The following is a 14,347-nucleotide window of genomic DNA, read 5'->3' on the forward strand; positions in this document are numbered from 1 at the left end:
TTCAGGAACCCGAGTCGATCAAGCCCGCGGGGCAGGGCGAGGACGACCGGGTGGTCAGTGCGACGACGCAGCGGGTGGTCAGGGGGTGGGCAGGTGACGCAGGCTGCGGACCTTCTTCCACAGGTCGGCGTCGCAGCGCCCGGCGTGGTCCTCGAAGGCCGCCGAGTTGAGTCGGATCGGCTCGGTCAGGCTCAGGTAGCTGTCGTGCTCCGCCCCGGGGTCCCAGTCACGGGTGGGGATCCGTACGTGGTCGTCCCGGTCGCTCTTGTCCTGGCTGGTGATCTTCAGGACGTCTGCGCCCCGGGAGTCGGCGCGCAGCACCAGACAGGGACGTACCTTCGAGCCGCTGCCGTCGGCGTACGGCACGTCGGCCCACCAGATATCGCCCGGTGCCGGAGCGCCGGCCGGCCGTCCGGTGTCGCGCGAGCGCGGCTTGGTGGCCGGTCGATCGGCGCCGCGTGGCCTCGGTGCCGTGGAACGACGGCCGGGGCGGCCGCCCCGACCCGGCCGGGTGCCCGGACGGCGGTTGGCCACCCGGTGTCGCCAACTGTTCCACGCCCAGCCGGCGGCCACCGCCAGCAGGATCGCCACCGCCCAGAGCAGCGCCTCGGGCATTCGTACCTCCGCCTCTCGGCGACCCGCCGGGTCGCACCGTCCGGCGATCCTCGCACGCCGCCGCCCGTGCCGCCCGCCAACCCGGCGCGGGTGGGCGACGGATTGTCCCACCGGCCCGATACGGTGCCGGAGTAGCGTGATCAGGGAGGTCGCAGGCGTGTCCGAAGGTAGCGGTGTGTCCGAGGAACAGATCGGTCAGCAGGTCAGCCCGGCTCAGGAGGCGGCGGCCGGGGCTGAGCCCACGCCGCAGGCCCGCGAGCGGCACGCCACGCTCAGTCAGGAGCTGACCGAGCATCAATACCGTTACTACGTGCTGGACGCGCCGATCATCACCGACGCCGAGTTCGACAGGCAGCTGCGCGAGCTGGAGGCGTTGGAGGCGGAGTTCCCGGCGCTGAGGACTCCGGACTCGCCGACCCAACGGGTCGGCGGCACGTTCTCCACCGACTTCACCCCCGTCACCCACGCCGAGCGCATGCTCTCCCTCGACAACGCCTTCGCCGACGAGGAGTTGGCGGCGTGGGCCGAGCGGGTCGAGCGGGACGCCGGTGGCGCGGTGCCCTACCTGTGCGAGCTCAAGGTCGACGGGCTGGCGATCAACCTGACCTATGAGAACGGCCGGCTGGTCCGCGCGGCCACCCGGGGTGACGGCCGCACCGGTGAGGATGTCACCGCCAACGTCCGCAGCATCCGGGACGTGCCCGGCCAGCTCACCCCGTCCGCCGACTTCCCGGACGTGCCCGAGCTGGTGGAGGTGCGGGGGGAGATCTACTTCCCGGTCGCCGCGTTCGCCGACCTCAACGCGGGCCTGGTGGAGCAGGGCAAGGCCCCGTTCGCCAATCCCCGTAACGCCGCGGCGGGCAGCCTGCGGCAGAAGGACCCGCGCGTCACGGCCTCCCGGCCGCTGCGGCTGGTGGTGCACGGCATCGGTGCCCGCCGTCGGTTCCAGCCCACGGCCCAGTCCGAGTCGTACGCGGCCCTCAGGTCATGGGGGTTGCCGACCAGTGACCGGTGGCGGGTCGTCCCGGATCTGAGCGGCGTGGCCGAATACATCGCCTACTACGCCGAGCACCGGCACGACGTCGAGCACGAGATCGACGGCGTGGTGGTCAAGGTCGACCCGGTGTCCATCCAGGGCCGGCTCGGCTCGACCAGCCGCGCGCCGCGGTGGGCGATCGCCTTCAAGTACCCGCCGGAGGAGGTCACCACCAAGCTGCTCGACATCGACGTCAACGTGGGCCGCACCGGGCGGGTCACGCCGTTCGCCGTGCTCGAGCCGGTGCGGGTGGCCGGCTCGACCGTCGCGCTCGCCACCCTGCACAACGCCCGTGAGGTGGAGCGCAAGGGGGTGTTGATCGGCGACACGGTGGTGCTGCGCAAGGCCGGCGACGTGATTCCCGAGGTCCTCGGCCCGGTGGTCGACCTGCGACCCGCCGACGCCCGGCCGTTCGTCATGCCCACCACCTGCCCGGCCTGCGGCACCCCGCTCGCGCCCTCCAAGGAGGGCGACGTCGACATCCGTTGCCCCAACACCCGTAGCTGCCCTGCCCAGCTGCGCGAGCGGGTGTTCCACCTCGCCGGTCGCGGTGCCTTCGACATCGAAGCGCTCGGTTACAAGGGCGCTGCGGCCCTGCTGGACGCGGAGGTCATCGCGGACGAGGGTGACCTCTTCCAGCTCGACGCCGAGCAGTTGTCCCGGTCCCCGTTCTTCGTCAACAAGGACGGCAGTCTGGGCAGCAACGCGGCCAAGCTGTTGGACAACCTCGCCGTCGCCCGCGAGCGTGACCTGTGGCGCGTGCTGGTGGCGCTCTCCATCCGCCATGTCGGCCCCACCGCCGCGCAGGCGCTCGCCCGGCACTTCCGCTCGATGGAGGCCATCGACGAGGCCAGCGAGGAGGAGCTGTCCTCTGTCGACGGGGTCGGGCCGACCATCGCGGCCAGCATCCGGGAGTGGTTCGCGGTGGACTGGCACCGCGAGGTCGTCCGCAAATGGGCCCAGGCGGGTGTACGGATGGCCGAGGAGGCTGTCGACGAGGGGCCGCGCCCGTTGGAGGGGCTGACGGTGGTAGTGACCGGCACGCTTGCCGGCTACTCACGGGACCAGGCCGCCGAGGCCGTGCAGAGCCGGGGCGGCAAGCTCAGCGGGTCGGTCTCCAAGAAGACGAGCTTCGTGGTCGTCGGGGACAACCCCGGGTCCAAGGCTGACAAGGCGGCCAGCCTCAAGGTGCCGGTGCTGGACGAGGACGGGTTCCGGCTGCTGCTGGACGCGGGCCCGGACGCCGCGCGGGAGGTCGCCCAGCCGGGCGGGTGATCCCGATCGCGGCCCGCGGTGGCGACTGGGCGCGTATACCAACTTAATTACGACTACGACCGATTCGTGACTGTCATACCGGGAAACTGGGGGCCGAGGGCGTTTCATTGGGTCACGGCGTACCGCACCGGCACGCCGACTGTCGGTCGGGAGGTGTGGTGGAGGTCGCCGATCCACGCAACTCACTTCCGCCGGGACGGGCCACACCGTTCGCCACCTTCGTCGTCGGCATCCTGGTGGTCGCCGCGCTGACCGCCGCCGTACCCCTCGCGTCCCTTCCGGACGAGGTGTCCCGGCTGCCGGTGGCGTTCTGGACGATGGCCGCTCTCGCCGTGGTCTGCGACGCCCGGCCGTTCGTCCCGCCGGGGCGCCGGCAGACCTCCGCGGTGTTCCCGTCCACCTGCTTCACCTTCGCGATCCTGCTCGGGTGGGGTCTCGGCCCCGCGGTGGTGGTGCAGGCGATGGGGGTGATCGTCTCGGGCTGGCGGATGCGGCACGCAGCCTGGCGGACGGCGTTCAACGTCGGCCAGTACGTGTGCGCCCTCGCCGCCGCGTACGGGGTGATCCTGCTCGGCTCGGGCACCATCTTCTCCGGCGGGCGGTTGCACTGGACCGACATGGCTGCCGTCGGCGGTGCCACGTTGGCGTGGTTCGTCGTCAACTACGGGCTGGTCAGCTGGGCGGTGCGGCTGCGTTTCGGCGACCGGTGGTGGCCCACGCTGCGCCGGGGCCTCGGCTTCGAGTTGCTCTCCACCGGTTCACTGCTGCTGCTCGCCCCGGTGCTGGTTGCCGCCGCGCGGGTCAGCGCGGCGCTGATCCCGCTGGTGCTGGTGCCGCTGTTCGCGGTCTACCGGATGGCCCGGCTGACCGTCGAGCAGCAGCACCTCGCCGCCGCCGACCCGTTGACCGGTCTGCCCAACCGCAAGGCGCTGCTGGCCGAGGTGGCGGAGCAGGTGCACCTGCACGCCGAGCGGACGGCCCGCGGCGAACCCGACGGGCAGCTGGCTCTGCTGCTGATCGACCTGGACCGTTTCAAGAACGTCAACGACGCGCTTGGGCACGCAGTGGGCGACCGGCTGCTGGTCGAGGTCAGCGCCCGGCTCACCGACGTGCAGCCCCGACCACAGATGATCGCCCGGCTCGGCGGCGACGAGTTCGCCATCGTGATGACCGGCCTGACCGACGTCGGCCAGGCCCGGGAGCTGGCCGACCAGGTGGTCCAGGCGCTGGCCGAGCCGGTGCCACTCGACGGGTTGCCGTTGGACGTGGGCGGCTCGATCGGGATCGCCCTCTTCCCCGAGCACGGCGAGGACTTCGCTACCCTGATGCGCCACGCCGACGTGGCGATGTACGACGCCAAGCACCGCAACGACACGGTGGCCGTCTACGCCCCCGAGTCCGACCACAATTCCGCCGAGCGCCTCGGCCTCCTCGCCGACCTGCGCCGGGTGCTGGAATCCAGCCCGTCGAGTGACCTGTTCGACACCGACCCGGCGGACCAGGCCGACGGGGCGTTCGACACCGACCCGGCAGACCAGCGCCCGGCCGAGCACGCCGGGCAGGACCAGCGCGGCGAGCACGCCGAGCAGGTGCAGCTGGGCCGGCACGCCGAGCAGGGCGAGCACGCCGACGGGCACGGTCGGGACGGCGTATCGAACGGCGCGGAGCGGGCAGTCGACGTACCCCTCGCGGCGACGGCGGAGGTGCGCGGCGGTGACGGCGCGGCGCTGCCCATCGGGTCCCCGGCCGAGGCCGCACCCCACACGGCCACGGCACCGGCGGCGGCCACGGCACCGCCGACCGCCAACCGGTGGTGGGGACGCCGTCGGCGCAACGACGCCGAGCTGGTGCACGCCGACGAGCTGATCAACCGGATCGCGACCGGCGCCGACCCGATCCGGGGCCGTGGCTCCCGTTCCGCTGTCACCGGCACCCGCTCGGGATCGACCCGGGAGCGACGCGCGGGGGCCGGCATCGGCCGCCGGTCATCCAACGGGGGCGCGGCGCCCGCGAGGGGCAACGGCGGCCTCGGGCGGCGGCGTGACATCGGGGCAGGCGGCTCGGGCCACCCGGTCGAGTCGACGGGGTGGGCGCACGCGGACGGTGACACGGCAGACGACGCCGGGGAAATCACCATGTACTACCAGCCGCAGATCGCCATCGCGACCGGCGAGGTGGTCGGTGTCGAGGCCCTGCTGCGGTGGCGGCATCCCCGACGGGGCATGGTCGACCCGGAGGAACTCATCCGGGTCGCCGAGCAGAGCGCGGTGATGCGACTGCTCACCCGGCGGGTGGTCGACGACGTGGTGGAGCAACTCGCCAAGTGGTCGGCGGCCGGCATCGGCCTGCGCGCGGCGCTGAACGTGAGCGTGCGCGACCTGCACACCGGCGACGTCGCCGATCAGATCGCCGACCGGCTGGCCCGCTACGGGGTGCCTGCCGACCGACTGCAGGTGGAGATCACCGAAGGTGCGTTGATGGCCGACCCGCGTCGGGTGCTGGCCACCATCTCCCAGCTGCACCGGATCGGGGTGGCGATCTCGTTGGACGACTTCGGCACCGGCTACTCCTCGCTGCAACACCTGCGCCGGTTGCCGTTGTCCGAGGTGAAGGTGGACCGGTCGTTCGTGCTCGGCATGGCCGAGGACGCCGACGACGCGGCGATCGTCCGATCGATGATCGAGTTGGCCGGCGCGCTGGGGCTGCGGGTGGTCGCCGAGGGCGTCGAGGACGAGCGGACCTGGCGGATGCTGCACGCCGCCGGCTGCGACGCCGCCCAGGGCTGGTTCTACGCCCGGCCCATGCCGGCCGAGGAGCTGGTCACCTGGCTGGCCCGGTACCGGCCGGTGCGCCCGAGCGGGCCCGCGCAGTCGGACATCGGTCGCCGCCCCACCCGCTGACCCGTCCGCCGGCACGGCATTCCGGCTGCCGGAGGGGGAGTCGGGGACGCGGCACCGGAGCGGAACAATAGACTCGCTCCGGTCACCGCGCGTCACGCTCCACCCGTCGCGCGGCCGGCACACCGCCCGACCAGCAGGACATCAGAAGGGGGCACGGATGGCCGCCATCTCCCGCGAGGAGGTCGCGCACCTGGCGCGCCTGTCGCGGCTCGCCGTCACCGAGGAGGAGCTGGACATGTTCGCCGGCCAGCTCGACGTGATCCTCCAGGCGGTCGCTCAGGTCGGCGAGGTCGCCGCAGCGGACATTCCGCCGACCTCGCACTCGGTGCCGCTGACCAACATCTTCCGCGAGGACGTCGTCACGCCGTGCCTGACCCCGCAGGAGGCGCTGTCGGGCGCACCCGACGCCGAGGACCAGCGCTTCCGCGTACCGCGGATCCTGAGTGAGGATGTGGCGTCATGACCGATCTCACCAGAATGACCGCGACGGAGATCGCGTCCCTGGTCGCCGGGGGCGAGACCTCCGCCGTCGAGGTGACCCGGGCGCACCTCGACCGGATCGCCGCGGTCGACGACCGGGTGCACGCCTTCCTGCACGTCGACACCGACGGCGCGCTCGCCGCGGCCCGCTCGGTGGACGAGCGCCGGGCGGCTGGCGAGGAGTTGGGCCCCCTCGCGGGTGTGCCGGTCGCGGTCAAGGACGTGCTCGCCACGCGGGGCGTGCCGACCACCGTGGGCTCAAAGATCCTGGAGGGCTGGCGCCCGCCGTACGACGCGACGATCGTGCAGCGGCTGCGCGAGGCCGGCACGGTGATGCTCGGCAAGACCAACATGGACGAGTTCGCGATGGGCTCCTCCACCGAATACTCGGCGTACGGCCCGACGCACAACCCGTGGGACCTGAGCCGGATCCCGGGTGGCTCGGGTGGTGGCAGCGCTGCCGCGCTGGCCGCGTACGAGGCGCCGCTGGCGATCGGCTCGGACACCGGCGGCTCGATCCGCCAGCCCGGCGCGGTCACCGGCACCGTCGGTGCGAAGCCCACCTACGGCGGCACCTCCCGGTACGGTCTGGTGGCCTTCTCCTCGTCGCTGGACACCCCGGGCCCGTGTGCCCGTAACGTGCTCGACGCGGCCCTGCTGCACCAGGTGATCGGCGGGCACGACCCGCGTGACTCCACCTCGATCCCGCAGCCGATGCCGGACGTGGTGGCGGCGGCGAAGCTCGGCGCGACCGGCGACCTGACCGGTGTGCGGCTCGGCATCGTCAGCGAGTTCGTCGGCGAGGGCGCCGAGCCGGGCGTGATGGCCGCGTTCCGCGAGTCGGTGGACGCCCTCGCGAAGCTGGGCGCCGAGATCGTCGAGGTGTCCTGCCCGACGTTCGCGTACGCGCTGCCGGCGTACTACCTGATCGCCCCGAGCGAGTGCTCCTCCAACCTGGCCCGGTTCGACGGCGTCCGGTTCGGCCTGCGGGTCGGCGACGACGGCAACCGGTCGCTGGAGGAGGTCATGTCGCTGACCCGCGAGGCCGGCTTCGGCCCGGAGGTCAAGCGCCGCATCATGATCGGCACGTACGCGCTGTCGTCGGGTTACTACGACGCGTACTACGGGCAGGCGCAGAAGGTCCGGACGCTCATCACCCGGGACTTCACCGCCGCGTTCGAGCGGGTCGACGCGCTGATCTCGCCGACCACCCCGTCGGTGGCGTTCCCGATGGGCGCACGGACCGCTGACCCGTACCAGATGTACCTGGCCGACCTGTACACGATCCCGACGAACCTGTACGGCGGGCCGGGCATCTCGGTGCCCTGCGGCATCTCCGAAGGGCTGCCCGTCGGCCTGCAGGTGATGGCCCCGACGATGGCCGACGACCGGATGTACCGGGTCGCCGCCGCGTTGGAGTCGGCGATCGGCACGTTCACGCCACCGGCGCTCTAGAACGGGTGTCACCGCATCGGCGCCGAGGGACGTGTCCCTCGGCGCCGATCGCGCGTCCGGGCAGGCGGGGTGTCGGTCAGGGCTGGTTCGGCGGCCCGGCGAGGTAGCGGCGGGCCTCCCGCAGGCCACGCCACCGATACCAGGCGGCACCTCCCCAGAGCAGGAGCAGCAGTACGGCCAGCACGCGGCCGAACGGGCGGACCGGGTCCACCAGGGGCGGCAGTTGGCTGAGGAAGCCCACCGTGAACAGCACCAGCAGCCAGCGTTGACTGACGCGGGACCGAGCCTCCTTGCGAGCCAGCGCGTCCAGACGAGGATCGTCGGTGGACCCGTCGCGTAACGCCTGCGCGATCCGCCGCCTGGTCGTCGGGTCGGCACCGGCCGTCCGGGGCATCCGCCTGATCAGCCGGCGGCCGAAGACGAGGGCGACGACCGCGCCGACCAACGGCGGGATGAGCATCAGCCCGAACGACCCGAGCAGTTGGTCGGACTTCACGGTGCCGCGGCCGACAAAGGCGGCGGTGCTCAATGCGGCCACCCCGACCACGACGAGCGCGGCGACAGCGTAGGTGCTGCGGCGGTCAGGCCTCTGCGTCACCGGCTCTTCCGGGGCCACCCGTTCCTCGGTGGTCATGGTCGCCCCCGGTCCGCACGCCGCCGGTTCAGCAGGTGCACCACGGCGCACGCGATCGCCACCGCCAGCAACCCGGGCAGCACCATGCCGAGCACCAACTCGACCGCCGAGTCCGGGTTCCGGTCCTCTCCGGCGGCGAGCCAGGTGATCACGGTGACCACGACGGCCACCGCCCACACCGCGACCACCGCGAGGATCACCGGTCGGGCCTGCACTCCTGACTCTCTCCCCGTATTCGCCATGGTCGCTCCGTACCCCGTCGCCAAAGACGCCACGCGCGCCCGACGAAACCCGCCCGAGGATTGATCGGGCAACCCCATTAGGCTGGACAGGTTCTGTCCCGGATCGCGCCTGGAGCGTCTCATGACCACGACACTGCCCGCGTACGACGAGGTCGTTGCGCGCTACGAACCGGTGATCGGCCTGGAGACCCACGTCGAGCTGGGCACGAACACCAAGATGTTCTGCGGTTGCCCGACCGACTTCGGTGGCGAGCCGAACACCCGGGTCTGCCCGGTGTGCCTGGGCCTGCCCGGCTCGCTGCCGGTGGCCAACAAGGCGGCCATCGAGGCGATCATCCGGATCGGCCTCGCGCTGAACTGCTCGATCGCCGAGTGGTGCCGGTTCGCCCGGAAGAACTACTTCTACCCGGACATGCCGAAGAACTTCCAGATCAGCCAGTACGACGAGCCGATCTGCGTCGACGGTTACCTGGACGTCGAGGTGGGCGGCGAGACGGTGCGGATCGAGATCGAGCGGGTGCACCTCGAGGAGGACACCGGCAAGACGCTGCACGTGGGTGGCGCCACCGGCCGCATCCACGGCGCGACGGAGTCGCTGGTCGACTACAACCGGGCCGGCATCCCGCTGGTGGAGATCGTCACCAAGCCCATCCCGGGCACCGGCGCGCTCGCCCCCGACGTGGCCAAGGCGTACGTCACCGAGCTGCGCGACGTGATCCGCACTCTCGGTGTCTCGGACGTGCGGATGGAGGAGGGTTCGCTGCGCTGTGACGTGAACACCTCGCTCAACCTGCCGGGGCAGGAGTGGGGCACCCGCACCGAGACGAAGAACGTCAACTCGCTGCGGTCGGTGGAGCGGGCGGTCCGCTCGGAGATGCTGCGGCAGGCGTCGGTGCTCGACTCGGGTGGCCGGATCACGCAGGAGACCCGGCACTTCCACGAAGACACCGGCGACACCACCCCGGGACGTTCGAAGGAGACGGCCACCGACTACCGGTACTTCCCGGAGCCGGATCTGGTGCCGATCGCCCCGGACCCGGCCTGGGTCGCCGAGCTGAAGGCCGCCCTGCCGGAGCTGCCCCGGGTGCACCGGCGTCGCCTCCAGCAGCAGTGGGGGCTCTCCGACCTGGACATGCAGTCGGTGCTGAACGCCGGCGCGGTCGAGCTGATCGAGGCCACCGTGGCCGCCGGCACCACCCCGGCGGCAGCCCGCAAGTGGTGGCTGGGTGAACTGTCCCGCCGGGCCAACGAGAGCGGCGTGGAGCTGGCCGAGATCGGTGCCACTCCCGCGCAGGTCGCCGAGTTGCAGGGGCTGGTCGACGCCGGCAAGCTCAACGACAAGATGGCCCGCGCGGTGCTGGAGGGCGTGGTCGACGGCGAGGGCTCGCCCACCGAGATCATGGCCAACCGGGGCCTGGAGGTCGTGTCGGACACCGGCGCGCTGACCGCGGCCGTGGACGAGGCGATCGCCGCGAACCCCGGCATCGCCGACAAGATCCGCAGTGGCAAGGTCGCGGCGGCCGGCGCGTTGGTCGGCGCGGTCATGAAGACCACCCGGGGCCAGGCCGACGCCGCCGCCGTCCGCACGCTGATCCTGGAGCGCCTCGGCGTCCAGGGCTGAGACCCACCCGGAGCAGGCCGCCGCCGCGACCCGGCGGCGGCCTTCCGCCACCCCCTGCCGACCACGCGGCCACCCCGCACCCCTCGCGAGGGCGTCAACGGCGACGCCTGGATGGAGCCACCGTGACCCAGCACGACCTCGATGTCCTTGACGAGATCCAGCGGCGGGTGCTGTGGCTCGCCACCCGGATCGTGGACGCCGCCAACCACGACCGGGCCACCGGCGACGGTGTGAAGGTCGGCGGCCACCAGGCGTCCAGCGCCTCCCTGGTCACGGCGATGACCGCGCTGTGGTTCGCGCACCTGGACGCCGAGGACCGGGTCGCGGTGAAGCCGCACGCGTCCCCGGTGTTCCACGCCATCCAGTACCTGCTCGGCAACCTGGACCGCTCGTACCTGCCCCGGCTGCGGGCCCGGGGCGGCCTCCAGTCGTACCCGTCGCGGACCAAGGACCCCGACGAGGTGGACTTCTCCACCGGCTCGGTGGGTCTGGGCGCGGCCGCGCCGCTGTTCGCCGCCGCCACCCGTCGCTACGTCGACGCGCACTTCGGGGCCCGACCGCACTCCCGTTTCGTGGCGCTGATCGGCGACGCCGAGCTGGACGAGGGCAACATCTGGGAGGCGGTCGCCGATCCGGCCACCACCGGCCTGGGCAACGTCATGTGGTTGGTCGACTTCAACCGGCAGTCGCTGGACCGGGTGGTCCCCGGCATCCGGATCAACCAGTGGCGCGGTCAGTTCGAGGCGGCCGGCTGGCACGTCGTGGAGGTCAAGTACGGTCGCCGGCTCGCCGAGGCGTACGCCCGGCCGGGCGGCGAGGCGCTGCGCGACTGGATCGACGCGATGCCCAACGAGCAGTACCAGTCGCTGTTCGGGCTGACCGGCCCGGCGCTGCGCAAGCAGTTCCTGGACGGCGCGCCGGCCGGCATCGACGAGCTGATCGCCCACGTCAGCGACGAGGACCTCGGTCCCCTCGTCACCGACCTGGGCGGGCACGACCTGTCCGCGATGCTCGACGCGTACGCCCAGTGCGACGCGGTCACCGACCGGCCCAGCGTCGTCTTCGCGTACACGGTGAAGGGTTGGGGTCTGCCCATCGCCGGCAACCCGCGCAACCATTCCGCGCTGCTCAGCTCGGAGCAGGTCGACACGCTGCGGGCCGCGCAGGGGCTGACCTCCGAGACCGAGTGGGACCGCCTCGACCCGGCGTCACCGGCCGGCATCCGGGCCGGTGCCCGCCGGGAGGCGCTGTCCCGCGCGCCCCGCGAGCGCGCGCTGGGGGTCACCGTTCCGGAAAGCACGGGAGTACGCGCAACCAAGCCCATCTCCACCCAGGAGGTATTCGGTCGGGTGTTGGTGGACCTGGCGCGGAACCGGGAGGTGGGCCGCTACCTGGTCACCACCGCCCCGGACGTGGCCACCTCCACCAACCTGGCCGGGTTCATCAACAAGACCGGGGTGTTCGCACCCACGGAGCAGCGCTCCTGGGCCGAGGACCGGATGCTGCGCTGGACGGAGAGCCCCGCCGGGCAGCACATCGAGCTGGGCATCTCGGAGATGAACCTGTTCCTGCTGCTGGGTCAGCTCGGCCTGTCCTGGGACCTGTCCGGGCAGCCGCTGCTGCCGGTCGGCACGGTCTACGACCCGTTCGTGCTGCGCGGCCTGGACGCGTTCCTGTACGGCACGTACTCCGGCTCCCGGTTCGTGGTGGCCGGCACCCCGTCGGGCATCACCCTGGCCCCGGAGGGCGGCGCCCACCAGTCCACCATCACCGCGTCGGTCGGCCTGGAGCTGCCCGGGGTGACCTTCCTGGAACCGGCGTACGCGGCCAGCCTCGACTGGCTGCTCTGCGACGCGCTGGGGCAGATCGCCGGCGGGTCGACCCCGGCCGCGACCGCCGCGCCGACCGAGGACGGGGCGTATTACTTCCGGTTGAGCACCCGTCCGCTGGACCAGGCGCCGTTCGAGGCGGCCCGGGCGCGGCTCGGCGACGCGGTCCTGCGTCGGCAGGTGGTCGCCGGGGCGTACCGGCTGGTCGACGCGCACCAGGCGTACCCGCACCTGGTCGACGCCCCGGTGGTGCAACTGGCCGCCTCCGGCGCGGTGCTGCCCGAGGTGCTGGCCGCAGCGGCGGAGCTGGCCGACGAGGGCGTCGCCGCGCACGTGGTGGACGTGACGAGTCTCGACCGGCTCTACCGGGCCTGGCAGCGCACCCTGCGCCAGGGCGTGCGGACGGCCACCGTGCCCAGCGTGCCGGGGGCGCTGCGGTCCGCGTTCGTCGATCGGGTGCCGGTGGTGACCGTGCACGACGCCGCGTCGCACGCGATGGCCTGGCTGGGGTCGGCGGTCGGCGCCCCGGCGGTGCCGCTCGGCGTGGACGAGTTCGGCCAGTCCGGCAGCGTCGCCGAGCTGTACGAGTTGCACGACCTGCTGCCCGGCAGCATCGTCAACGCCGCCCTGGCCGCCATCGCCCTGCGCTGACCGCCCCGCCCTCAGCTCGTCGGTGTCGGTGTCGGGGTGCCCGAGGGGGGCGCTCCGGCGGTCGGGTTCTCCACCAGGCGTCGTTCCAGGTTGACCTGGGCCTGCCCGGTGCCGCCGACGGTGATGGTGTCGTACGCCTGGAGCATCTTCTGCTGGTCGAAGTAGAGCACGCTCATCGACAGCGGGGTTGGCTTCTCGCCCTCCAGGCCGCGCAGCCCGGCCCCGCCGGTCGAGCCCTCGACCATCAGCGTGGTGGGCTGCTGCCCGGGCACCTGCGGCAGTTTGGAGACCTGCCGCGCGTGGGTGTGCCCGGCCAGCACCAGCGGGCAGGTGCCGGAGAGCGGCCCGGCCGACGCCGGGTCGTGCACCAGCGCGATGTTCACCGGTTGGGGTGAGCGGCGCACCGTGGTCGCGAGCTGCTCGCCGGCCCCGGTCACCTGGTCGGCGACCTGCTGGGTCAGGCCGCTGCCGGCGGGTGAGGTGTTCTTGTCCGGGGTGAAACGTGGGTCGCCGATGCCGGCGATGGTCAGCCCGGCGACTGTCGTCGTCGTGTTGTTCAACACGATCGCGTTCGGCTGGCGGGCCACCGCGGCGGCGGTCTTGCCGGAGTCGTGGTTGCCCCGGATGAAGACGTACGGCTTCTTGAGCAGGCCGATCGACCCGACGAAGGACGCCTCCGGCTCGCTGCCCCAGTCGGTGATGTCGCCGGTGTCGATCACCACGTCGATGCCGAACTGCTCCACCACCGTGCGGATCAACTGCCAGCCGGTCGGGTTCAGGTGCATGTCGGAGACGTGCAGCACCCGCGTGGTGCCCGGGGTCGGCTCCAACAGCGGAAGCGCCGAGACGGTGGTGTAGAGCTGGCTGACATTGCCGACCAGGCGTTGCAGCTGCTCGGCGTACTTGGTGTAGTCGTTGGCGATCCGGCGGGCGTCGCCGACGATGGCCGGTGCGTTGACCAGCAGCCCCTCGTAGCGTGGTTCCTCGATCGCCTGCGGGCGCAGGGTGGCCGCCGCCGTGCCGAGACTGCCGGCGGTGATCAGCAGTGCGAGCCCGCCCGCCCAGGCGGTCCGCCGGACGTTGCGGAAGATCAGCCCGGCCAGGATCAGGGTGACCAGCACCGACGTGCCGAGGGTCCGCAGGCCGAGCCGCATCACCCCGGAGCGGACGTCCTCGACGGCGCTCTGGCTGGCCCGGCTGATGCTGGCCGGGTCGTCGATCAGCGCCTCGGTGCGGCCCTGGTCGAGTGCGCCCAGCCGGACGGTGAGGTGGGTCGGCCCGTCGTGGCTGTCGAGCAGCAGCGCGCCCAGCGGTGGGATGTCGACGGTGGTGCCGCCGTCGCGGGCGGGGGAGATGCTGAGGTTGGCCCGGAACGGGCCGATGTCGGTGTCCACCCGACCGCCGGCCAGCACGCCGAGCACCGCCCCGGCCAGGGCCACGGCGAGGACGGCGACGACCAACCCGATGCGGCGCAGCGGCCCGGCGGGCCCGAGCCGCCGACCGTTCGGGAGCGGCCGGCCGCCGCCGGTCGCCGGGTCGTCCCGGTCGTCGGCGTCGTCGTGCTGCTCGTCGCGTTGCCCGTCCATGCTGAAAGTCTGACCTGCCCGTC

10 protein-coding genes are annotated in these 14,347 nt (G+C 72.4%); 6 read left to right on the forward strand and 4 right to left on the reverse strand.

Features of this window, described 5'->3' with window-relative positions; genetic code table 11:
- Positions 1-78: 78 nt before the first annotated feature.
- Positions 79-615 carry a type II toxin-antitoxin system PemK/MazF family toxin gene (locus HNR22_RS25425; protein WP_179782466.1) on the reverse strand — a complete coding sequence of 179 codons (537 nt, stop codon included), beginning with the start codon at positions 613-615 and terminating at the stop codon, positions 79-81.
- 175 nt (positions 616-790) lie between these two features.
- Here HNR22_RS25425 and ligA point away from each other — a divergent pair, with 175 nt between their 5' ends.
- From ligA to gatA, 4 genes are all read left to right on the forward strand, one after another.
- On the forward strand, positions 791-2,926 hold the full coding sequence (ligA, locus tag HNR22_RS25430) for an NAD-dependent DNA ligase LigA (protein WP_179782467.1): 2,136 nt from the start codon (positions 791-793) through the stop codon (positions 2,924-2,926).
- 158 nt (positions 2,927-3,084) lie between these two features.
- Entirely contained in the window at positions 3,085-5,826 is a 2,742-nt protein-coding gene (locus HNR22_RS25435; protein ID WP_179782468.1) for an EAL domain-containing protein, read from the forward strand.
- Between the two features lie 157 nt (positions 5,827-5,983).
- Positions 5,984-6,289, forward strand: coding sequence for an Asp-tRNA(Asn)/Glu-tRNA(Gln) amidotransferase subunit GatC (gene gatC / locus HNR22_RS25440; protein WP_088946529.1), 306 nt, complete (start codon positions 5,984-5,986; stop codon positions 6,287-6,289).
- Positions 6,286-7,761, forward strand: coding sequence for an Asp-tRNA(Asn)/Glu-tRNA(Gln) amidotransferase subunit GatA (gene gatA, locus HNR22_RS25445; RefSeq protein WP_179782469.1), 1,476 nt, complete (start codon positions 6,286-6,288; stop codon positions 7,759-7,761). The genes gatC and gatA overlap by 4 nt, the downstream gene beginning before the upstream one ends.
- 76 nt (positions 7,762-7,837) lie before the next feature.
- Here the strand turns inward: gatA and HNR22_RS25450 are convergent, their stop codons facing one another.
- Entirely contained in the window at positions 7,838-8,395 is a 558-nt protein-coding gene (locus HNR22_RS25450) for a hypothetical protein (RefSeq protein WP_179782470.1), read from the reverse strand.
- On the reverse strand, positions 8,392-8,610 hold the full coding sequence (locus tag HNR22_RS25455; RefSeq protein ID WP_179782471.1) for a hypothetical protein: 219 nt from the start codon (positions 8,608-8,610) through the stop codon (positions 8,392-8,394). The genes HNR22_RS25450 and HNR22_RS25455 overlap by 4 nt, the downstream gene beginning before the upstream one ends.
- 148 nt (positions 8,611-8,758) lie before the next feature.
- Here HNR22_RS25455 and gatB point away from each other — a divergent pair, with 148 nt between their 5' ends.
- Together gatB and HNR22_RS25465 are read left to right on the forward strand one after the other, a co-directional pair.
- Positions 8,759-10,258, forward strand: coding sequence for an Asp-tRNA(Asn)/Glu-tRNA(Gln) amidotransferase subunit GatB (gene gatB, locus HNR22_RS25460; protein ID WP_179782472.1), 1,500 nt, complete (start codon positions 8,759-8,761; stop codon positions 10,256-10,258).
- Positions 10,259-10,380: 122 nt separating this feature from the next.
- Complete coding sequence (locus HNR22_RS25465; RefSeq protein WP_179782473.1) at positions 10,381-12,738, forward strand: transketolase-like TK C-terminal-containing protein; 2,358 nt, start codon at positions 10,381-10,383, stop codon at positions 12,736-12,738.
- Positions 12,739-12,749: 11 nt separating this feature from the next.
- Here HNR22_RS25465 and HNR22_RS25470 read toward each other — a convergent pair whose 3' ends face one another.
- A complete protein-coding gene (locus HNR22_RS25470) occupies positions 12,750-14,324 on the reverse strand; it encodes a metallophosphoesterase (RefSeq protein WP_179782474.1) in 1,575 nt (524 codons plus the stop codon).
- Between the last annotated feature and the right edge of the window lie 23 nt (positions 14,325-14,347).

This window comes from Micromonospora jinlongensis, assembly GCF_013410645.1.
GTDB lineage: Bacteria > Actinomycetota > Actinomycetes > Mycobacteriales > Micromonosporaceae > Micromonospora > Micromonospora zamorensis.